The organism is Mixta sp. Marseille-Q2659, from assembly GCF_940807255.1.
Lineage (GTDB): Bacteria > Pseudomonadota > Gammaproteobacteria > Enterobacterales > Enterobacteriaceae > Mixta.
The window spans coordinates 14,528-35,172 of sequence record NZ_CALNWY010000022.1 but is presented as its reverse complement, the minus strand read 5'-3'; the positions used below and the strand labels follow the sequence as shown (position 1 = coordinate 35,172).

Genomic DNA, 20,645 nt, shown 5'->3' with positions numbered 1-20,645 from the left:
AAGGATAATGATCACTTAATCTATTGTCGGGCATTGACGTACTACTTCATTTGGTTAACAGAGATGATGCTGATTTTGCAGAGCTGTCCATATTCGCTGACAGCGTCCTGGCACTGCCCCGGGCAGACCTTGTTGCTATGGCCCGAGAAAAAATTGAAGAGACTGAATTCAGCGCTACTTCCTATGAGAGTATCGACCCTGAAATAGAAGAGATTAAGATAACCATTCTAGAGATTGCTGAGCTGCGACTGATAGAAGTCAGCTGGGATGGTGCAACCTATAATGCCGAATTTAGTGTAGGATTTAACGCCATCCATTCATCCACAGATTATTCGCATGCCATTTATGATAGAGAAGATGGCGTTCATTACGGGATGGAGTACAGTAGCCACCTTTATACACATGATGAGCATTTCTCAGCCACTATTGAGATCAGCTTTAAACACGGGCTGAGGAAAAATGCAAAAATTATATATCTAAAGTTTTATGAAACAATTTTTTATATTGATATCGATTCTGTCCAATATATTCGAGAAATAGTTAAGGGTTATGATGAGTGAACTCATGCATCAATTAGATGGGGTTATTATGATGCGCTTGCCGATTCAGCCATTTCTTAATGAGACTGCATTAAATACCTGCAGTCTCATATCACTTTTTTAGTTTAACCAAGAGCTATATACATTTCTGCGTCTCTCAAATGCTTCTTTACCACCTTCCATGACTGCTATAATCTGTTCCTGAACATCTTTGCAGTCAATTCCTCCACCTATAGCATTAATTTTTCCATCAGAATAAACACATGAATAAACGCATTCTGCATCTCCTAGAACTGGAATGTTAGCGTTGTGTGTTGCGAATATAAACTGTGTATTTGGTTTCATTTGACGGATAAGTTTTATTACATCATCGTAAATAGTCTGGTTGTCAAGATCATCTTCAGGTTGATCGATAATGATAATATCATTATTTTTCTGATTAAGTACAAAAAGCATAAGAGCAGAAGCCCGTTGCCCCAGAGAATGCTGGATAAGAGGTTTCCCTCTGAACTCTATAGAATAAACATTAGGTGGTTGCCAGGTGATCATATCCAAAATGTTTGCAATTAAATACTCATTGAAGGTTTTGGCTGAAGTTGTCAGAGATGCTATTACATCTCGATTTTCCCACATGTCGCCAATATCACTTATTTTCTCCGCAATGGCTTGAAAAGTTTGCTCTCTTAATTTACTACCATAAAACTTTTCTTTAATGAAATTACTCATGCATTTTTTATCGGATTTAAACGTGGCTGATATTTTTAAAGGTGTCTCTGCGCTATTTATTACTTCAAGCATCTGCACTATTTGATTGAATTCCTTTTGCCATAATTCATTCAGAGATATCAGTTTAGATTTGAGTTGTTCTTCCAGTGTCATTTTTTCAGATTCAGACTTTGTTAATTCTGCAATATTATTATTCGCTTCATCAATGTCTGACTTTAATTTTCTGAATTCCGTTGTACTTATTTTATCAGCGCCAGCTTGCTGTAACTCTTCTGATAACTTTCTTTCTATTTCCGCGAACTCATCATTTAAAGTATCTTTGTTATTCGTAAAGTCACCAGCTATTTTTTGAAGGTGTGAAAGGATGTTTCGGCCTTCAGAAAGAGATGTGTTCAGATTTTGAATGCAGTTTATTATCTTATGATATTCACCATGGTAAGCATCGATTATATCTTGGTTTTCACATGAAACATGGTTTGCATCCAAGGTAAGGCTTGCTATGGATTCCGTTAATTTTTGCTCAATTTCCGTAAGGATTTCATTTATTTTTATGTTTTTTTGATTGATGTATTTCTCGTCTCTTTCATAAGTCGTATGCTTTTCAAGTTTATCCTCGACATTATATTTTTTATAAAAACTCAATTTAAACTCTGCATCTGAAAGTTTTGATTTCCAGCCTTCAAGTTCTAATGCATTATTAGTTAGTCTCATTATTTTACGCAAAAGATCCTGTACTTCGATGCCTTTATCTTCAATCTCTTTGCGTATCGGGTCAAGTTTTTCCCCAGCCAGTTTCTGTATGAGATCTTTTTCAAAGCCTTCCCCTGTGTTAGCCAAGTCTTTTTGGCCAAAATAAATAGGGTTATGAAGTATAGTCTCTCTGATAGATATTCCAGGCTGCATTTCACCATTGACAATCACTTCAGGATCTCTGTCAAAAATGCGTGTTATTTTATATTCGACACCACGCCGACAGACTGCATCTATAGTTATTTTCCCTCCACTTTGTAATAGTTTTTCTACTAAGTTTTCTTTATATGTTGTTTCTGAAGATTTTTCACCAAATGGTATGCCGAGCGCATAACGTACACCCTCAAGGATTGAAGATTTTCCGCTACCACGGATTCCAATAAGCGTGTTGAGTTCAGATGATAAATTTATCACTGTCCCTCCAAGCGTACCCGCCCCCTCAAACGAAATTTTACGGATATGACTGTGCTGAATCTGAGGCTTATCGGGTCTGACCCGACTTCCAAAGTCACGTAGGGCAAACTGGAGAGCTTCAAAAGTGCAATCCCCAAGCTTGATGTAACTGGCCACCGCTCTTGATGCCATATCATGAAAATTTTTTGCATCACACCCCTGAACCTCAGCCGGATATCTTTCCCGTAACTGCGCCTTGATGATTTGACGGGTATCATGCGTCATTACTTTCTGAAAACCAAGAACGCGTCGCCGGACCTCCTCTTTTTCAAATAATTCTTTTATCAGAGCAGGCTTTAACCCCCCCCATAGCCCATTGTGAGCTTCTACGTGTGCAAAAACTATGAAGTAATCAAGGTTATATTTATCCAAAAGGTCTATCGTTTGCTTTATATTATGGTTGGATCTTGCGTTTTCGTTTTCAAAGTTAGCTATTCCTGCGAATGTGGAAGTAAGAAAAGACTGTATATGGTTTGTTTGTTCTTTATTGGCATACCATAATTCGGAAAAAACTATAAGAGTGTGGACTCCTGCGTTACCGTCGTGAACTGAAAGCTCAACGCCAGGAAGTATCCCAATCCCTTTTTTTTTAGCTTTCCTTTTTATTTGTTTAAATTCATCTAAGTCAAATTTATTATGATTTGTTATTATACCCATCCCTATTCCAGCGTTTTCCAAGGCGCTTACATAACTATTTATGTATTCATCCGGCTCACCTTCATACCGGAATTCTTTATCGGCGTTAGTATGAAGATGGAAATCCACTTTTACCCAGCAACTTCCATTATCAAATACAGGAAACCTCATTGTTCACCTCTTATATACTTGAATATATTTCTCTGTGAAAATAAAATTTATAGAATTTTCTTATTGATTTTAACTGGTGCGCGATAACTTTTATAGACTGTTTATTCATCCACCATTTCAAGGTTCTTTGTGAGAACCGCTTTTTCCGGTTTCTGCATTTCCGGAAGGGAAGCGTCAGTGAGGCGATATTTCGCCTTTACACCATCATCTTGTGTCTGCCGGCTTTTCCAGGCCTACTATTTAGGCATAAAAAGCTCCTGCGAGGGTCCTTTTCCTGTGCGCCCTGCCTGCTGTTTTGTTCCGATTTATGGGATATATCCCGAAAGTGGAAAATGACGCAGGACCGCTCCGCGGATTATTTCGATGGCCCGCACCCGCCAGACGGGCGAAAGTGAGCAGAATAATAGCAGGCGTCGCTACGCAAAATCTGAGAAAGCCGCAGGAGTCACCCACAAAATTTTACGTAGCGCTGTCATTCATGATAAAGATTGCGTGGCCGCTTTCGACTGTTACGCAAGCAGGGCAAGAATTAAATCCCTGTATCCAAATGTGAACTATTTTTTCCTCGTACTTATTTGCGTTAATTCCTAAAAACTAAACAATTCTCTACTTATTAAAATGTCTCTTTGAGAAAGTAGCTTTACGAAAGACGCTCGAGCAGTGATAATCCTAAACAGATTTCAGCGTGTGGCCATACGTCATACCTCATCAGATTCTGGACAAACATGACTGACTCAGTTGATGACAGTTTCATTCCGCATGAGCTGTCTCTTTCATCTGCACAAGACCAAGATGCGTTTGCCCTGACAGCGATTAACAGCAGTTCGTCGCTGAATCCCGCTCAGGCTTATCTTATTGGTCTGTCCTCCGCTGCCAGTCGACAGACAATGAAATCTTTTCTGAATATCGTGGCGGGTATGCTCGGCTTTACTTCCCTGCAAAGTTGCGCATGGGGTAGCCTGCGCCGCCATCATATTCGGGGTCTGCTGGAAATGCTTCAAGTCAGCGGCAGGGCACCCGCCACCATCAATACCTATTTATCTGCTCTGAAAGGAACTGCCCGCGAGGCATGGATGATGAAGCAGATGGATACGGAGAGCTATCAACAGATCTTGGCTGTGCGCGCGGTGCGGGGAAGCCGTCTGACCCGCGGTCGTGCGCTGGCGCCGGAAGAAATTCATGCCTTATTCCGCAGTTGTGAAAAGGATACGGGCTGCAAAGGACCGCGTGATGCCGCTATGCTGGCGGTCATGCTCGGTTGCGGACTGCGCCGTTCTGAGGTGGTTGATCTGGACTATGCCAGCATCCTGCATAAAAAGCAGGCTTTAATCGTACGGGGTAAGGGTAATAAAGAACGCCTGGCGTTTATGCCGGAAAAGGTATGGCAACGCATTCATATATGGACGGAAACGATCCGGGGCGAACAGGAAGGGCCACTTTTCACCCGTATACGCAGCGGTGACGATGTCACTTTTCAGCGCATGACGCCTCAGGCTGTTTATCATATCCTTGGTCAGCGTCGGGCTGACAGCGGCATAGATGAATGTGCGCCGCATGATTTACGCCGTACTTTCGCTTCAATGATGCTGGATAATGGAGAAGACCTGATAACAGTCCGGGATGCAATGGGACATGCCAGCGTCACTACTACACAAAAATATGACCGTCGCGGAGATGATCGTTTGCGTAAGGCTGCGGGCAAACTGAAGTTTTAAGGCCCAGTACAAGTACAGAAGGACTTAGCGCGGGCTGTGGCCTGCTCCCCGTAGTCAGTGCAGTAAACCCTGCAGCTCGTCTTTAGAAAGACCGGTTATCTCCATAACGGAGACCTCATCAAGGCCACGTTTCAGCATATTAGGGGCAATTTTAAAAGCCGCTTCGCGTTCACCTTCAGAGCGGCCTTGTTCAAGGCCTTTTTTTAATTCCTTTCTGTTCCAGCTGTTGTGCAATGGTCATCAGCTCGTCTCCATGTTGCGACACGCGCTGTACCATGTCGCGGACAAAGGCTTCAGCACCGTAAGATTCGCCCGTTTGCAAAATATAGTGTATCGGGGAAATTACCTGCGGCGAAGTGAGCTAGTTTTCCATCAGTAATGTCGCTAGCCGCTCGGTCAATTCTGCCAGATTACGTTGATGACTATGCTTTTGCAGCAGAGTCAGCGCCGCCATGCTACACAGTTTCAGCAAAGTTATTATCCAGATTATATTGGGGGCGGAAGCCCCAGGCTCTGCCATCCATTATCCACGTTTTTTCACTGTTCAATCATGCTGTTAATTAATATTTCGCATGCGAAATAAATAGGGAGTCAGTATTGATATGCAACATGGGTTGCGTATAATCGATAACGCACCGTGGTAACCTTTACCATATACGACTGACAGGAATCAGAAAGCTGTTTCCTGCCCGGCAGAACGCCTGACTCACAGGAGTTATCATGACGGAACTTACTGATTTACCGCGCTTTTTTCTGAGCATTATGCTGCTCATGCTTTTCCGCCCTTTCTCATTCATTTCGCATGCGAAATTTTAAGGACAATGATATGACTCTCAGCGCTGCCTCGTCAGGGAAGCTTATTGTGGTATGTAGTCAGAAAGGTGGGATTGTGAAATCCCAGTCCACCAAAGAGGTGGCGTTTGACCTTCGAATGATGGGCTTTTCCGTACTTGAAATCGATCTGGACTGGACAACTGGCCTGACAGAACGAACATTCCCTGATGAGCTTCCTCTGGCCATTGAACGCGAACCGCTGAGCCATGCTTTTACGCCTGGTGAAGCAAATGCCTATCAGCTGTTTTTCCCCGATACGACTATTACCCCAATAATCCTTCCGGACGGCCGTCACTTCATCGGTGCCACCAGTGAGCTGAACGAAATTAACTACCGTAATTCTGACTGTATGTTTGATTTTCGGGACCGGATCAATGAGCTGAAAACCCGATACGATTTCATTCTGGCAGACTCTGCGCCATCCTATTCAAACGTTATGATTGCCAGCCATATGTCAGCAGATTATCTCATTATTCCAACTCTGCTTGAGAAGCAGTCGCGTAATGCGGTTGGAAAGCAGCTGACCTACATGCAAAAAATTAAAAAGAACTATAATCCAGCCCTGCAGTTTCTGGGGGTCTACATTACTCAGGCGACGGTGACTAATTACAATAAACCACTTAAAGAGGGCTATCTGGGTCAGGTAGAAACGCACAACCTCTTGATGCTAATAGAAATACTGGAATCAAAAGGATATTCGGAAGAGTTCATTCTGGCATGTATCTCTTATATGCCGTCTGCGGCAAAAGAGGCGATTGAATTAGGTTTGACGTTCCATGAGTACGATCCCAAATGCCGGCCGGCTGTTCAGTATGCAGAAATGACCCGGAAAATTGTTCAGCTGACAGGAGCGCAGTGATGGCCAGAAAACCATTTAAAAGCCGTTTGCAGGAACAACAATCAGAACGTCCCCTGCCAGCGTCTGTACGTGGTATCGGGCAGGTTATCGAAAATAAGCAACCGGCTACAGAAAAGCGGGATCCGACATCACATCAGATTATGACGGGTATTGCCAGACCTGAACTTGAAGCCGCCGGGCAGATTATTCGCGTGCCCATTGACGATGTTTATGCCGAAGAACAGGTCCGGCCCGAAGAAGACTTTGATGAGAGCGTTATCCAGGGAATGGAAGAAACCTTTGACTCTGTCGGTATTCTGACCCCGCCGCGATGCTTCCCAAGAGATAAACGAGGTTACCGGCTTTGGCTGGGCGAAACGCGCTGGAGAACAGCTAAAAAACGCGGAGATCAGTACATCGATATTTACGTCGGTATCCCGCCAGAAAGTGATAAAAAACGGATCATTGGCCAGCTCATTGAGAACCTTCAGCAATCGGGACTTAAGCCTCTTGCCACCGCTGCCCAGTTTTTGAAACTTAAAAACGAGCATGGCATGACAGGAGAGGAAATCGCAAAAACTGTCGGCAAGCCAACGGCCTTCGTCAGTAAACACCTTCGTCTCGTTGATGCGCCTGCCGGCGTGACCGCATTACTACGGGACAAGATTACAGCGGACGTGGACCTTGCTTATACACTAACCCAGTTGCATGAAACTTCGCCTGAGGATGCCGAACGGTTAGTTAAAGCAGCCCGGCAAACAGGTATAACCCGCAAACAGGTAAAGGAAGCATTGGAAAGAGCGAAAGGCCGCACCAAAATTTCGCATGCGAAATCTGAGCCGCCAGCCTCGCCACCCATGCAAAAATCCGGGCAAACAAAAACGGTCAGAGACTGGCTTGTCGCCGTTGAGTTTGACGGGCAGGCGGGTTTTATCCTGACTGAGCGTGCACCGGACGCAGAAGGCTACGTCTGGATTAAACTGGATAACGGGGAAGCTTCGGTGGAGGCCGCACGGCTTACAGTTACGGGGCTGCGTCCCGCGAAATGAAGCCGACCCCTTTTTCTGTAATGGCTACGCATTTCCGTGGCCAGATCGTTAAACACTGGGCGCTTCAGCAACCGGGTACTCAGGCGGAAAACGCGGCGGCTTTAACCGAGGCTGCCATACGCCTGGGTTTTGTAAACCGCGACAGACCTGTCCCGGGTTCTGCTCTGGCTGAATGGGCTACCGTCCCCGAGAGTACACCCGTTTGGGCTGCTCAGACAGCACTAACCCTACTGATGAACGCAGGATGGACGCCTGACAGTGACCAGGAATGGTGTGGCATGGCCGCACTGATTTTCAGAAACAGTAAAAAAAGCCCACTTGAACAGCTTCTGCAGTGCCTGCCGGCCGGAGTCATTAAGCGGATTGCCGCCGGCTGGCTGGCTGCTGCTATTGAAGAGGATGCGCGTTATCGCGCCAGTCGTAAACTCATATGACCTTTACTGAACTCGATACGCTCATCACCGGGTCAGGCAGACGTTCTATCGCATCTGCCTTGATCGCATTTCTTGTAGACTCACTGGATCATGGGTCTGACGGGGTAGACCTTGATGAATTCGAGAAGCAAACCGGCTTTATACGGACAAATATTACCCGCGTCGCAGGTTACCTGCAGGCCAGTAATCTGATCTGTATTCTTTACTACCGTGAATCGGACAGCACAAGTAAACGCACCTTTGTCGAAACAAATACGTATGGACGCTGGGCAAAACAACATTACCGGCTAACGCCTGTTTTAAAAACGTTGTACCGGCGAAATGAGCTGACATGATAATTTCGCATGCGAAATTATCATGTCGTGCCGGCAATAAAGAGCTCTCCCTGCTTTTTATTGTATCTTTCAGCCATACCAATCTGGTTTTGCACGCTGCTTAATCATATTAATGTCTTACAGAAGGTTATTTAATCTGTGCAACCGGAATAATTAACCTGCGAGTGCCTATGCACGCACGAGAAAGCGGTTCAAACTTCATCCACCTAGTCGGCTTCTTAACCGGCAAACCAGACACTCACTATCCTGCTACTGTTAAGACGATCCATAACCGCCATCAGCGGCGCGTTGTCAGTCCGTGGCTGCCATTCATCAAATAAGTTAAGCTGCGTCTGCGGTCCCACCATCGGCACAGGGGCAGCTTGTTGGCGAGAACGAGCTTACCAGTTAGCAGAGGAAACGCCGACTTTAATCCTTGATAACGATACGCTGGATGAGGATATGGCCGGCAATGAAGAAGAAAGTGAGGATGAATCCAGCAGCGACATCTGTTGAAAGATAACGAAATTGAGGTGGAAGAATACGCCGGCAACATGCCAGCAGAAGCAGCGAAATACCGAACCGTCAGAACGTCAATGCTTTACAGCGCCACATAAGCGGGACAAAAGGATATGCAAAGCAGCTATGAATATAATAGTAACATTTAAGCTGCATTGGTCCGGCCGATAATATCTGCGAAGGTATAACGCAGGCATGACTCGCAGATGACAGTTAAAAGATTAGGATCATGGTTCCAATTATTTCGTATATACAATGTTGATACATAGATTATGCAATGATACATTGTATCTACATTGTTTATACAGAGCAGTAGAAAATGCGACAGACGATTAAACGCTGGGGAAACAGCCCGGCAGTAAGAATCCCCAGCCAGTTAATGGCCGCTATGGCGCTGGATGTAGATGCTGAGGTTGAAGTTAATGTGATTTTAGGCAGTGATAACCGCCCACAGTTGGTAATCAAGCCGGTGACTCCTGCGCCCACACTGCAAGCCTTGCTGGCAAAGGTAACGCCTGAAAATATTCACAGCGAAGCGTTTACGGATGAGGTCGGGAAAGAGGCATGGTAGCTAAATATGTACCGGACTCAGGTGACGTCGTATGGATGCACTTTGATCCACAGGCCGGCCATGAGCAGGCAGGCCACCGCCCCGCGCTGGTGTTGAGTGCAAAGCAATATAACGAGATGGTAGGTCTTCTGGTTTGCTGCCCAATGACAACGAAAATTAAGGGCTATCCGTTTGAAGTGCAACTGGACAGCCAGCCCGGTTCGGCAGTACTGGCCGATCAGGTTAAAAGTCTGGACTGGCGCGCACGCGAAGCAACGAAAAAAGGACGCGTGACAGCGACCGAACTGGAATCGGTCCGGGTAATTTCCCGGCTGCTGATAGGGTGATGCAGTGGAACCACGCTCCTCCATCTTTAAAAAGTGGGGTGCGCATGAAAGACGAACAAAACATCAAGCCGGCAGTAGTGGTAACCAAGACTGGTGCAAATTTGATGAAAAACCTCTTTCAGGTGCAAATCACGCTGGAAAAAAGCTCCCGTTTTCTGCCGACATTTTATCACATGATAAGGCGTAGACTCCTGCGAACAAAAGCAGGAGTGGTCTTCGCCATTGCACTTACGGCGACAATTCATCTGATGCCCCTAGGCAAAAAGCGTAACTATAAGCCGCTCTGTCGGACGGCGTTCCTGTATCAGCCGATTACTCATATTTACCATAACATTAAAAACGCCCTCAGTGCGTTTCTGCGCCACTCTACCCGAAAGACAGACCTTTTCCCTGTCCGAACCCCCGAAAAACGCCCCTGCTAATTTTTAAGCGCCTGCACAGGCATGCACGAAATTGAATGGCGGGGATTACACGCGGATGTTGGGGCGAAGCGGGGATTTCTATTGCATAACTCGATGGCTAACAATATATCTGAAGACTGTAGGATATTGCATTTAATCCTTTGGAAAGCTTTCCCTATATTCCGTGTGATGCCGAGCCAGTTCTCTTTCAGCTTCATCAGGGGAAATAATTCCTTCAGTGAGCTTCGCTTTGACCTGCTCGTATTCAGCAGTAAAATAAAGAGTTTCATCAGCTTCCTTGAACACATTCTCAGCTTCCTTAAAAGCCTGCATCCATAATTCTTTATCTGTCATTTAGGTTCTTTCCTTTTAAAACAGCTTATTACGATATTATTTCTTCGATGGCATGAATCCTTTCCCATCAGAACTACGAGTAAATGCTGCCCCTTTGTTATTTTTCGACCACTCCAGACCATCCTGAAACGTTTCGAAGAACAGATGATATTCCTCTTCTTTTTCATGCTTAAGGTCGCGGCTATACCTGTCCATCAAAGTATCAAATCCATTATGGGTATCTAGCCCCATAGAGTCGCAGAAATCTTCCCAGCCAGACATATAATTTCTCTGTTTGATAGCTTAAAAGGATACTCTATAAGTTATTGAAATTTTGGACAAGTAACCAGATCATTAATCAGAAAAATGCGAAGGCTAACGGTAGCGGCAACTATGAAAATCAGTATTATTCATAACGTAATGCGGTTGCTTGCGGCACTGTAGGTCGTTCCGCATTGTCTGGTCACCATGTCGATTAGTGCTGATTCCCATATAACAACAGCTTTCTCCTCATCAGAACGGTAAATGGGAGTACAGTTTACTATGTAGCTGTGAAGCGTTGGCCGGCGTCTTCAGACGCGGCATAAAAAGAGATCGGTAAAGCCACACTATTAAGAGCGTAGATTCTTATCCATCTGTCTATTTGACCTACCCCCAAGATGAGATACGGCTTTCAGTTAGTAATGTCGGATCCTTCATTCTCAGAATTACCCTTTCTCCGGCCCGCCGCAAATTCAGGCGGGGTCTGATAATTCAGCGTGGAGTGCGGGCGGCACTCATTATAATCCTGACGCCATTCACTGATGGTTCTCCTGGCATGACTTATGTCGCTGAACCAGTGTTCATTCAGCCATTGATCGCGAAAGCGTCCGTTAAAACTATCAATAAATCCGTTCTGTGTCGGCTTGCCGGACAGGATAAGCCGCAGCTCCACGCCATGCTCAAAGGCCCATTGATCGGGCGGCCACTGGCAAGTGCATCCATAACAAAATCCATTGACCAGGTCAGGTTCGGCACATCCGGGCGGAGCAGCAGCAAACGTTCTGTCGCCAGCCCTTTGCGACATCGTCTGCGTTTACCCCCAGGCCACTGAGATGATAAAGCCGGTACGCGCGCTTGTGATTAACATGAAGCCCTTCGCGGCGCAGCAGCGCCCTGAGTCGGGCGCTATTTTCCTCACACGACTTCAGGCGCTTAATCCCGGGTACCTCCATACCGCCATACTTTTTACGCCAGGTGTAAAAGGTGGCATCGGAAATGGCGTGCCTGCGGCAGAGTTCACGGGCGAATACCCCGGCTTCAGCCTCGCGGAGAATACTGATGATCTGTTGGTCGGAAAAACACTTCTTCATGGAGATGTCCTCATGTGGCTTATGAAGACATGACTAACATTGGGGTATGTTAATCTATTGGGAGCAGATCAACGCGGGCAAAACCTTCACGTGTCTGCACATTGCACTACTTGTCAAATAAATATGTACTGTATTCATCTTTTCTCTAAGCGCACTGTGGTTGCTTTGTTCTTTTAATATGCTTGCAAGACTGTACCCGTTAATCAAGACACAGAGGAACTATGCAGAAATAACCCAGCCGCTCCGCCTGCCAACATGTGCGCTGTCGGGATAGCTCGTAAGATTTATGTCCGACCATGTGTGCTGGCAGGAAGACAGGCCTGCTGAACAGGGTCTGCATGTGTGCTGTAGGGATGTAGGTCGAATCCGGAAAGAATACGGTGAGCTTGAGAAGATAATATCGATAAGAAAATGTGTGCTGTCGGGTAAAATAAGCAGGCGTCCCACCAGCACACACTGTCGGCTTGCTGACGGTGGCAGAAATACAGGCTCAGGAAAGGCTTGCTACTCTCACAGGCAATCACTTCCCGTCAGCACACATACATGGTGAACACATTTCAAGCATCCCGCAGCACATCTATGACCGATGCAGGCCTGAGTCCCACCAGCACACATTTTAAAAATCAACAGGCTTCAGCTTCGGGTTACGTTTATGAATGATCAAATAATTTTCACGTTCCTTACGAACCAGTGAAAATTCCAGATAACCAATTTTCTGCAGCTGTTCAAGGGCTTTTTTAATAGTACGATTCTGTTCGCTAACCGAGCTGGTCAGGGAAAGGCGTTCGCGTAAACGTGGGAACCCAACAGGAACAGGATTTGCCGGCAGGCTTTCGATGAAGGTATAAATAGCCTGAGCCGCCTCTTTCTTGGGAAGAGCTTTGATGGCGTGCTGTTGCAGCAGCACACGGTAATCAAGCTGAAACAGCTCCCAGAGCTTTTCATCCGCTTCAAGCTGAACAATATCCTTATCCGCGTCAAAATACCCCGTCTTAAGAAGGCCGGTTTGATAACTTCCCCGTACGTCTGCGCCACGTTTGAACGAAATGGACTTATTACGAAGCTTACCCAGCGATTCATGAATGGAGCTGCGCAGACGGGCATCTATACGCTTTGCCGAAAAGCCACATCCTTTGGCGAATTCCGTGAATTTGAGTTCGATTTTGTTAGAATTCAGGCCGTACTTGCTAAACGCATAGATAACTCCAATCCACACTTTGAAGTCACAGTCCATGTTGAGCCGCGGACCGGCAATATTGATATTGTCATAGCCTTCTGCCCGCGCGATTTCCAGCTGAGAAAAAAGCTCGGAAGCATCAACAACATTGTTATCGCCTTGGGATTTAGTGGGCTTCGGGACAAAAACGCCGAGTCGCATAAGAGCAACAGGCTGAACGGTGTTGTTTGAATTAACTGTGAGCTGTTTTTCTTTACTGATCATGTCGCTATAAAGCGCATCAGATATAAATGACTTATCTGTCATTGGGTTATCTCGTTTTTTAGAAGAGAATTTTCAGCTGTAGATGAAAAGGATCTTTATCCCGTCAGCACACACTTTACATCCCAACAGCACACATTACTAGCCCGTCAGCACACATTAACTTCCCGCCAGCACACATTAACTTCCCGCCAGCACACATCTGCATCTGCTTTAAAGCCAGACGCAGAGCGGCCTGCGCGTTACGGGGATCTATTAGGTACTATAAGGATCTTATTGGATATATTATTGGATCGTGCCTGTGGACTTGTGGATAACAGTCATCTAGAGATAGAAAAGCTGTTGTCGGAGCCGACTAACGCGCCTGCGGCTTGTTCAACTACTCAGGGGTTCACAAAGAATTTGTGAACCCCTGAGTAGTTACTTAAAAAGACTATTTTCATATTATATGTTAATGCGAGGCAGCAAATGGCCTTTCAGAACCCCGCACAAAACTTTGCAGAGCAGCGGCTCAGTCTGGGCGATCTGTTCACGCTGTCACCTCATTTAACGTTTCTTGTACGCAGCGACAGTAATTATCCTGAAGCTGACATTATGCAGGGCTCCGTTCTTGTCATCGCTCGTACACTCATATCTCAACACAGGCATATCATCGTTGCAGAGGTTAACGGAGAGCTTGTGCTTCGCAAACTGCTTATAAACCTCGTTCCAGCTCTTCAGGAGTTAAAAGGCGATAAAACCTTAGCCTGCTTGATGAAAGCTGTGGCACAAGAACATGCGATCTGGAAAAGAGACAACAGCCCTTACCTGTTCTGTAATGTGTTACCTCAGTCGGTATAAATTTAATAGTCCTGTTGTTTCTTCCGTCTAATCAGTCCAGGTTGCCAGATTGATTAAAATCCATTTCATAATCCGCTGATAATCAGATTCAAGCTGTCCGCCATAAACAAACGCATCGCTTCCGTTAGCAAAACGGCCGTCAGCTTAAACCGGATACAATGCGGCGACGGCAACCTCTGAAGGCTCATCCAGATGGCGTTGCAGCGTTTAGAACTTCACAGCGTATATCGTTCCGATGTTAAATTCATCAACAGGCGAAAGGCCAAGCCTGGTCCGGTGTTGACGTGGCGCCTAGCGCCAAAACACCAATGCGAACCGCGGCTGCGTGCGCTCTACAGAAAAACGCCATATTAAAGATCGGTGAACAACCTGCGTTTCTGGTCGTTATAATGAGAAAAAACAGGAGGCTGACGTGAAACTAAAAATGCAGGATCTGAGACTCTTTAATCTAGTTTTTGAAAGCGATCCGGGCTATATCCTTGATTTCTCTAACCGCACACTATCAGTTTTTTTTGATGAAGAACTGAACATCGATATTGATGATGAACTTTATCTGGAAGAAGAAGCATCGAAAGCTAAGCGTGTCAGATGTTTATTGAAAAAGGTGGATCGTGAAACCGCGCTGCGTGTGCTGAACGCACTGTGGCAGCATAAAACAGAGTGCATGCCTGATCAGGCTGAGCAAAGCCGTAATGACTGGCAGGCATTAATTTCCAGACTGGAAAATACTGACGCTGATACTGCCAGAGGTGATAAACCTGTCCAGGTCTGGCACGGTATTGACTGGTCTTCCCTTGTGGCAGAAATGAACGCAATGAAAGCTCTGGCGCCTCATCCCCGTGGTTTCCGGTTTGAGAGCTGGCTTGCTGGGCTGTTCAGTGCCTTTAAGCTTGCTCCCCGCTCCTCTTTTCGGAACACAGGTGAACAGATTGACGGCAGCTTTCGGCTGAATGATGAATTCTATCTGATGGAAGCTAAGTGGCATCAGAACAGGACGCCTGCAGCCGATCTACACGTTTTTGAAGGAAAGCTCAGCACCAAGGCGACTTGGACACGAGGCGTGTTTATCAGCTGGATGGGCTTCACTCCCGAAGGTCTGACTGCCTTCGGTAAAGGGAAACGGGTTATCTGTGTCAGTGGTTATGATCTTTATCATTCGCTCAGTCACGGGATCGCACTGCCAGACCTTCTTGAAGCCAAACTCCGGCATGCGGCTGAAACGGGAGAGCCCTATGCTGAATTCGACAAACTCTATACACTTAAAGACAAAATACCCGGCACGCTGAAATAATCTGCCGGGATATTTCATATATTACCGCTGAAGCCTGTAACTCACTTTACCCAATCTTCCAGCGTCAGTCCCGGTACCCGCTCAAACTTTCTTACGTTATTGGTCACCAGAACGGCATCGATGGCGATGGCGTGCCCGGCAATCGCCGTGTCGTTGGGGCCGATCGGCGTCCCGGCCAGCCGCAGCGTGATCCGGATGTCCGTGGTGGTATCCACCGCGGCCCGATCCCAAGGCAGGATGGCATCGAGGCGGGCGCAGAAGGCGTCAACCAGTTGAATATGGCGTGGCGAGGCTTTCGGGCTGGTGGCCCCGAAGCGCATCTCGGAATAGGTGATGGCCGAAATCACGATGCGGTGGTTGCGCAGCACCGCCTGCTCAAGGCGCTTCAGTACGGCTTCCGGCTGCTCCCGCATGATGAACGAGCAGATACAGGTGTCCAGCATGTATATTTTGTTCACAGGTTAAATCGTCCTTCGTCGCTGACAATGTCCTCACGCTCCGCCATAAAGTCCGGGTCTGCCTTATCGAGCTACGCAAAAGAACCCAAGGTCGGGCGGACGGGACGCAGAATGATGCTGTCCCCTTCTCGGACGATCTCCAGTTCGCTGACGCCTTCAAAGTCCATATCCCGGGGAAAGTCGGCGCAGGACAAGCTCGTCATTAACTGTAGTAATGATGATATTGCCATTCTGAGGCGTCAGGCTGCAATCTACGGTCAGCAATGAACCTTTCACTATTCCAACATCCGGATAATCGCTGGCGCTGCGCATCAGGTAGGTTGAGTACGTGGAGAGGCTGATCATATCGCCCAGATTAAGCTGCTTTTCCTCATAGTTCTGCGCCGGATTCTGAAATGCCATTTATTTTCCCTATATCAGCTTGTTGATGTAGATTTTAGCCTGCCGTGGCCTGCTCTTATCCCAGAATTACCGCGATCACTGCAGTCAGAATATGCAGCAGGGCCGGCAGTATCAGACCACCACTGTGCCGGCGAGCGCTACAGAAAATCATCCCAACTGCGAACAGTTCTACCAGCGTACTGATATGCTGATACTGACCGTTTATTCAACTTAATAGCAGTCTATTAAATTATGTCATCACAATAGATCCATAAAAGATTTGATAAAGCTTGGTACTACGGATCGCGCGGATATTTACGTAAATTCTTATCAGCTTTTAAAAAGAACAGCAGGGACGATATATTAGCCCTTCCTGACGCCTTCATTTTATACGACCGAGCTGAAATAGCTCGCAAAGACGGGACTAATACAAGAGAGGTGCGACTCGCCTGGCGTTCTGCCATTCTCGACTGTATTGCTGACTCTGAAGCCGCAGAACAGCTGCGCCAGCGCGTTGCAGAGCATCATCTACTAAGAGAATCATTAAACATTAGTCCTAAATACTGGCACGAGGGATGGAAAACCGGAGAAGTCCTGCGATACACGGCTGGGCATGATTCAGCAAAGCACAAGATCCATGCGCATATAAGTCGGGAATCGGGAGAAAAAGGGCCGCCGCCACAGCAGATGCAGGCTTTGGTGTATCTTGACCTGTCCCGACAAGATCTCACGGCATATCCTGCGTACGGCATTTTCAAAGGGGTACGACGGCCTTATTGGCGCTTCGCCGGATTCAGAGGGATATTTTCTTGCTGCTTTCAATGACCGTGCAGTTAGAAAACACTTATGACCCGTGCCTTACGCTGCACTACAAGCCGGCACCGGCCGGCCATTCATTTTGAGCGTATAAACATCGTCTTTTCTGAGTAAACGACACTATTAGCAGGCACATCTTTATTGACGAATGACATTGCCCCGATCGTCACATTATCACCGATAATAATATCTCCGATAATGCAGCTATGGGCGCCAATATCAACGTTATCGCCAATAATAATCTTTCCTGACGTATCGATAGAATCCTTCCTTTCGATCGTGGTGTTCTGGCGCAGCTTGATATTTTTTCCGATAATACTTTCAGCTCTGACGACTATACCTACATAGTGATTTACCTTCATGCCCGGGCCTATGAACGCCTCCAGGCTGATATCCGTACCGTATTTGCGTAATAACTTATTATTTATCCTGCGAGCCCACTTTCGTAGCCGTGGCGAGCTTTTTGTGTGCATGTAGTTAGCCAGACGCCACCAAAAATAGAAGTTGTGCTTATAACCGAATGCTACCCGATGAAAAACCTTAAACCATGAAAACTTCTTTTTTCCGTCCCTGTTCAGGACTTCTATACGCAAACACTCTTTGAAGTGTTCATAAGCATTTACATTACTAATAACTTCATTTAATGAGAGAGAAGCAGTCTGTTCAGTCATCTTAATCCTGACGCTAGGTCTTATAAAAGTAAGGAAGCAAATTAGATAATATCGATTTTGCTTTAAATTAAATAAAAATGCCTCTAAGAATAAAGGCGCGAGCATTTAGTTATTGGGACTCAAGGGGTTCGGAAATCTTCAGTTGATTTACGCGAGCTTCAGGTGTCCGGTAGGCGATGAAGAGGGCTAAATTACGATCTCGATATCGCAGCCTAAGCGATTCAGGCACTTCATCATTTTGCGCTCAGATAAGTTGGTAAAATCCCCGCGAAGCAGATTAGAGACTTTTGACTGACTGATACCCATGCGCTCCCCGGCAGCAGTCTGAGACAGGTCAAGCCGGCGGATATTTTTGATGATTTCTATCGCCAGGCCAGATTTTACTTTTTGTTTTTCAGCGTCCTCTAGGCCAAGATCAGCATAAACGTTGCCAGACCCCATTTCAACAGCGATGCCATTAATGATTTTGTTTACCATTCTTTATTTCTTGGGCTACAACAGCAGCCACTTTCTAATGATTTCCATGTCTTCTTTTGGCGTAGCAACCCTTTGCTTACTCTTTTTCTGGAAGGCGTGAAGCACAAACACAGCCTCTTCAAACTTGACGGTATACACAGCACGATAGGTGCCACCAATATCGTTCTTAACGACTTCCAGAACACCAGCACCGCCAAAGCCTTTCAGAACCTTAACATCATTATGCTTTTCGCCGCGCTGGGCAAAGTCCAGCGCAAAACCAAAGAAACGCTGCATTTCTTTGGGCAAAAACAATAAATCTTTCTTGCTGCTGCCAAGCCATACTCACGAGACGGTAACAAGGCAGGTTAGAGCTGAGATTATGGCGAAGCTGTCTGTAATGAGATCAGGCGCGTGTGGCTGAAGAACCTGGCGTTACCCTCAGTATCTATAAGCGTTATAAAAAAGCATAGGGGATATGCTGCCCGTGATGACGGGGTTTGCCAGCCGTATACTTACTTGATGACAGATGCTGCCGGCGCTTCATTAGGAAACGAGCAAAACATCCTGCTGTGGTTACCTGTCATGCTTCATACAAAAAAAGATTAGATTATTTATATGTCACGTATATATCTTTTTTATGGGCGCTAAATGATGTCTAACTTGCATTTAACTAATTTGAAAATAATTATATGATATATATTCATCATGAAATACGAGTTTAAGAATCATCATTGCTGCTTTACAGGTGGGGGTATGCCTGGTACTATCCAATTTGTGTCATATATATTTCAACTTCAGATTGTATTGGAGTTCCAGCTGAACTTTAACTTTTAACCCCTTCTGTGAGGTTTTGCGATGCGTATTTTTGTTGATGACGGCTCTACTAATATCAAGCTGGCGTGGAAGGAAAATGGTGAGGTTAAAACCTTTATCAGCCCTAACAGTTTCAAACCGGAATGGTCGTTGAATTTGTTTGATGATGGTCAGTCTGCAAACTATGAAATAGAAGGTGAAAAGTTCAGCTTTGACCCAGGCAGTGCCGACGCAGTCGTGACGACAGAAACACGCTATCAGTACAGCCAGGTAAATACAGTGGCAATCCATCACGCACTGCTGCAGTCAGGCATCGAACCACAGGTGATAGATGTTGTTGTGACGCTACCGCTGTCTGAATATCTGAATGCTGATTTCCAGCCCAAAACTGAAAACATTACCCGCAAGAAAAAAAGCGTTAAGCGTGACGTTGTTCTGCAGGGAAACAGGCAGGGTTTCACCATCGACAAAGTCACTGTTCTGCCTGAAAGTATTCCGGCAGGCTTTAACGTCCTGACCGGGCTGCAGGACGATGATTCACTGCTTATCGTGGACCTGGGCGGTACCACCCTGGACGTTTCGCATGTTCGGAGCAAAATGTCCGGCATTACGAATACCTGGTGCGATCCTAAAATTGGCGTATCCATTATCACTAACGGTATCAAAAACGCACTCGCCGGGCATACGCGTATCAGTTCTCTTCAGGCAGATAACATCATCGTTCACCGTGAAGAAAAGGCCTGGATTGAACATCGCCTCCCGGATGCCAAATTGCGTCAGGCCGTGATGAACACGATGGAAGAGAAAGAACGCATTCTGACGAACCGCGTAGTGGATACGCTCGACCGCTTTACCGGCTATACGCATGTAATGTGCGTAGGCGGCGGTGCAAAGCTAATTGCCGATGCTGTAAAAAAAGCAACCAACGTGCCCTCAGATCGCTTTTTCACGAGCAACGATCCACAGTTTGATCTGGTGCTGGGCATGCTGGAAATGAAGGAAGGCAGCGCTAATGACTGACAAATCCTCACCACGTAAAATCGCGTTTAACCTGTATCCGGATGAACAGGCCGGGGACAGGTTAGCGGTCGATTTGCTGGATGACACGCGCCTCAAAGAGCGGGGACGCGCCATGCGCGCCTTTCTGCTCACCGGTGCCGCACTGGCGTCCATTGATCGCCGGCTTCCCAATCTGATCGCTGAGCTGGCAACCGAAAACGTTACGCTGCAGGACATCCAGCGTATTATCAGCAGTGTGATCCCGGATGCATTTACGCCGGACGATTCGGTGATACAGGCATTACTGACAAGGCTCGGTCCGGCTGCCAGTGCGCCAGACTCTGCTCAGGCAAAAAAACCAGTACATCAGGAAGATAAAAACGTCGCCGATACCCGTGCAAACAGCGCCAGGATGTTTCCGGATGACGAATGATGGGCCTGTTTTTTTCCACATGATTAAAACAGGCGCCGGGCTGCGCTCAAAGAAAATCCCCTTCGCTGCAGTCCGGCAGCCTGAC

Annotated in this window: 22 protein-coding genes and 3 pseudogenes; 13 read left to right on the top strand and 12 right to left on the bottom strand. The window is 46.4% G+C overall.

The features are described 5' to 3' along the window. Positions 1 to 23 precede the first annotated feature (23 nt). Complete coding sequence (locus P3C52_RS15015; protein ID WP_275555774.1) at positions 24 to 560, top strand: hypothetical protein; 537 nt, start codon at positions 24 to 26, stop codon at positions 558 to 560. Positions 561 to 659: 99 nt separating this feature from the next. Here P3C52_RS15015 and P3C52_RS15010 read toward each other — a convergent pair whose 3' ends face one another. Beyond that, complete coding sequence (locus P3C52_RS15010) at positions 660 to 3,275, bottom strand: TrlF family AAA-like ATPase (protein ID WP_275555773.1); 2,616 nt, start codon at positions 3,273 to 3,275, stop codon at positions 660 to 662. Between the two features lie 725 nt (positions 3,276 to 4,000). On the opposite strand from P3C52_RS15010, the gene P3C52_RS15005 reads away from it, so the two are divergent. After that, entirely contained in the window at positions 4,001 to 4,990 is a 990-nt protein-coding gene (locus tag P3C52_RS15005; protein ID WP_275555772.1) for a tyrosine-type recombinase/integrase, read from the top strand. A 54-nt stretch (positions 4,991 to 5,044) separates the two neighbouring features. On the opposite strand, the pseudogene P3C52_RS15000 reads toward P3C52_RS15005, so the two are convergent. Further along, positions 5,045 to 5,447: pseudogene (locus P3C52_RS15000) on the bottom strand (Rpn family recombination-promoting nuclease/putative transposase); the annotation flags it as partial. A 369-nt stretch (positions 5,448 to 5,816) separates the two neighbouring features. Between P3C52_RS15000 and P3C52_RS14995 the strand changes: the two are divergent. The 7 genes from P3C52_RS14995 to P3C52_RS14965 all read left to right on the top strand — a co-directional run bounded on the left by P3C52_RS14995 (position 5,817) and on the right by P3C52_RS14965 (position 10,297). Further along, positions 5,817 to 6,683, top strand: a complete 867-nt coding sequence (locus tag P3C52_RS14995) for a ParA family protein (RefSeq protein ID WP_343252024.1) — start codon at positions 5,817 to 5,819, stop codon at positions 6,681 to 6,683. Next, positions 6,683 to 7,711: a ParB/RepB/Spo0J family partition protein gene (locus P3C52_RS14990; RefSeq protein ID WP_275555770.1), complete on the top strand. Its 1,029-nt coding sequence runs from the start codon at positions 6,683 to 6,685 to the stop codon at positions 7,709 to 7,711. Before P3C52_RS14995 ends, P3C52_RS14990 begins: the two co-directional genes overlap by 1 nt. Before the next feature lie 278 nt (positions 7,712 to 7,989). Next, entirely contained in the window at positions 7,990 to 8,145 is a 156-nt protein-coding gene (locus P3C52_RS14985; protein ID WP_275555769.1) for a hypothetical protein, read from the top strand. Further along, positions 8,142 to 8,480 carry a hypothetical protein gene (locus P3C52_RS14980; RefSeq protein ID WP_275555768.1) on the top strand — a complete coding sequence of 113 codons (339 nt, stop codon included), beginning with the start codon at positions 8,142 to 8,144 and terminating at the stop codon, positions 8,478 to 8,480. Before P3C52_RS14985 ends, P3C52_RS14980 begins: the two co-directional genes overlap by 4 nt. A gap of 817 nt (positions 8,481 to 9,297) precedes the next feature. Then, positions 9,298 to 9,549, top strand: a complete 252-nt coding sequence (locus tag P3C52_RS14975; RefSeq protein WP_275555767.1) for an antitoxin MazE — start codon at positions 9,298 to 9,300, stop codon at positions 9,547 to 9,549. Then, positions 9,543 to 9,875, top strand: a complete 333-nt coding sequence (gene mazF / locus P3C52_RS14970) for an endoribonuclease MazF (RefSeq protein WP_275555766.1) — start codon at positions 9,543 to 9,545, stop codon at positions 9,873 to 9,875. Before P3C52_RS14975 ends, mazF begins: the two co-directional genes overlap by 7 nt. A gap of 44 nt (positions 9,876 to 9,919) precedes the next feature. Beyond that, complete coding sequence (locus tag P3C52_RS14965) at positions 9,920 to 10,297, top strand: hypothetical protein (RefSeq protein ID WP_275555765.1); 378 nt, start codon at positions 9,920 to 9,922, stop codon at positions 10,295 to 10,297. 132 nt (positions 10,298 to 10,429) lie between these two features. Here P3C52_RS14965 and P3C52_RS14960 read toward each other — a convergent pair whose 3' ends face one another. The 4 genes and pseudogenes from P3C52_RS14960 to P3C52_RS14945 form a co-directional block, all read right to left on the bottom strand. Further along, positions 10,430 to 10,630, bottom strand: coding sequence for a hypothetical protein (locus P3C52_RS14960; protein WP_275555764.1), 201 nt, complete (start codon positions 10,628 to 10,630; stop codon positions 10,430 to 10,432). A 36-nt stretch (positions 10,631 to 10,666) separates the two neighbouring features. Beyond that, positions 10,667 to 10,891, bottom strand: a complete 225-nt coding sequence (locus P3C52_RS14955) for a hypothetical protein (protein WP_275555763.1) — start codon at positions 10,889 to 10,891, stop codon at positions 10,667 to 10,669. A 391-nt stretch (positions 10,892 to 11,282) separates the two neighbouring features. Next, a pseudogene (locus P3C52_RS14950) lies at positions 11,283 to 11,961 on the bottom strand (integrase core domain-containing protein). Between the two features lie 616 nt (positions 11,962 to 12,577). Next, positions 12,578 to 13,444 (bottom strand): RepB family plasmid replication initiator protein, encoded by an 867-nt coding sequence (locus P3C52_RS14945; RefSeq protein WP_275555762.1) that lies wholly within the window; start codon positions 13,442 to 13,444, stop codon positions 12,578 to 12,580. Positions 13,445 to 13,867: 423 nt separating this feature from the next. Between P3C52_RS14945 and P3C52_RS14940 the strand changes: the two genes are divergently transcribed. Both P3C52_RS14940 and P3C52_RS14935 read left to right on the top strand, forming a co-directional pair. Next, on the top strand, positions 13,868 to 14,239 hold the full coding sequence (locus tag P3C52_RS14940; protein ID WP_275555761.1) for a peptidase: 372 nt from the start codon (positions 13,868 to 13,870) through the stop codon (positions 14,237 to 14,239). Positions 14,240 to 14,651: 412 nt separating this feature from the next. Then, positions 14,652 to 15,530 carry a restriction endonuclease gene (locus P3C52_RS14935; RefSeq protein WP_275555760.1) on the top strand — a complete coding sequence of 293 codons (879 nt, stop codon included), beginning with the start codon at positions 14,652 to 14,654 and terminating at the stop codon, positions 15,528 to 15,530. 41 nt (positions 15,531 to 15,571) lie between these two features. Here the strand turns inward: P3C52_RS14935 and P3C52_RS14930 are convergent, their stop codons facing one another. From P3C52_RS14930 to P3C52_RS14905, 6 genes and pseudogenes are all read right to left on the bottom strand, one after another. Further along, positions 15,572 to 15,988, bottom strand: a complete 417-nt coding sequence (locus tag P3C52_RS14930; RefSeq protein ID WP_275555759.1) for a type II toxin-antitoxin system VapC family toxin — start codon at positions 15,986 to 15,988, stop codon at positions 15,572 to 15,574. Continuing rightward, positions 15,985 to 16,191: pseudogene (locus P3C52_RS14925) on the bottom strand (AbrB/MazE/SpoVT family DNA-binding domain-containing protein). Before P3C52_RS14925 ends, P3C52_RS14930 begins: the two are co-directional and overlap by 4 nt. Next, positions 16,145 to 16,390 (bottom strand): hypothetical protein, encoded by a 246-nt coding sequence (locus P3C52_RS14920; protein ID WP_275555797.1) that lies wholly within the window; start codon positions 16,388 to 16,390, stop codon positions 16,145 to 16,147. Before P3C52_RS14920 ends, P3C52_RS14925 begins: the two are co-directional and overlap by 47 nt. 872 nt (positions 16,391 to 17,262) lie before the next feature. Continuing rightward, positions 17,263 to 17,856, bottom strand: a complete 594-nt coding sequence (locus P3C52_RS14915; RefSeq protein WP_275555758.1) for a serine acetyltransferase — start codon at positions 17,854 to 17,856, stop codon at positions 17,263 to 17,265. Between the two features lie 186 nt (positions 17,857 to 18,042). Then, the gene (locus P3C52_RS14910) at positions 18,043 to 18,333 is read right to left on the bottom strand and encodes a helix-turn-helix transcriptional regulator (protein ID WP_275555757.1); all 291 of its coding nucleotides are present in this window, start codon (positions 18,331 to 18,333) and stop codon (positions 18,043 to 18,045) included. Positions 18,334 to 18,348: 15 nt separating this feature from the next. Next, positions 18,349 to 18,627 (bottom strand): type II toxin-antitoxin system RelE/ParE family toxin, encoded by a 279-nt coding sequence (locus P3C52_RS14905; RefSeq protein WP_343252023.1) that lies wholly within the window; start codon positions 18,625 to 18,627, stop codon positions 18,349 to 18,351. Positions 18,628 to 19,170: 543 nt separating this feature from the next. On the opposite strand from P3C52_RS14905, the gene P3C52_RS14900 reads away from it, so the two are divergent. Further along, on the top strand, positions 19,171 to 20,148 hold the full coding sequence (locus P3C52_RS14900) for a plasmid segregation protein ParM (RefSeq protein ID WP_275555756.1): 978 nt from the start codon (positions 19,171 to 19,173) through the stop codon (positions 20,146 to 20,148). Next, positions 20,141 to 20,560, top strand: coding sequence for a plasmid partitioning/stability family protein (locus P3C52_RS14895; protein ID WP_275555755.1), 420 nt, complete (start codon positions 20,141 to 20,143; stop codon positions 20,558 to 20,560). The genes P3C52_RS14900 and P3C52_RS14895 overlap by 8 nt, the downstream gene beginning before the upstream one ends. Positions 20,561 to 20,645 lie beyond the last annotated feature (85 nt).